Source organism: Staphylococcus simulans, assembly GCF_002902285.1.
Classification (GTDB): domain Bacteria; phylum Bacillota; class Bacilli; order Staphylococcales; family Staphylococcaceae; genus Staphylococcus; species Staphylococcus simulans.
This window is the reverse complement of sequence record NZ_PPRU01000083.1, coordinates 1-501: the sequence shown is the minus strand read 5'-3', so window position 1 is coordinate 501 and position 501 is coordinate 1. Positions and strand designations below refer to the sequence as shown.

1 protein-coding gene is annotated in these 501 nt (G+C 36.9%); it reads right to left on the bottom strand.

Going from position 1 to position 501, the window contains the following annotated elements:
- Positions 1–501 (bottom strand): Rib/alpha-like domain-containing protein (locus CD112_RS13250; protein ID WP_258026723.1); only part of this gene is annotated, 501 nt, incomplete at both ends.

Sequence of the window (501 nt, the reverse complement as noted above, 5' to 3'; positions counted from 1 at the left end):
GATTATATGGTTTTTCAATATCTTTAGATACTGGTTCATATTTATCATTTTCTGGTTGTGGTGTTACAACAACTTTAACTGTTACATGGTCAGTCGAACCATCTGGGTATGTCACTGTAACTGGAACATCATATACACCTGGTGTGTTTCCATTAGGTAATACAGATGGGTTATCTACGGTAACTTTATAAGGATCATCCACTTTAGAATAGCCTGGTACGTTTACTTTAGAAACAACATCTTCAATTGTAGTTGGTGTACCATATGGTTTTTCAACTTTTCCAGCTACTGGTTCAAAGACATCTGAAGCTTTCGGACCTACTGTCACTTTAACCATAACGTGGTCTTTTGTACCGTCTGGATAAGTGACTGTTACTGGTACTTCATATTCACCTGGAACTTTGCCATCAGGGATTAATGCTGGATTATCTACTGTTACTTTTGGTTGGTTACCTTCTGTTGGATAATCAGGTACAGTTACTTGATTTACGATTTCGTTTA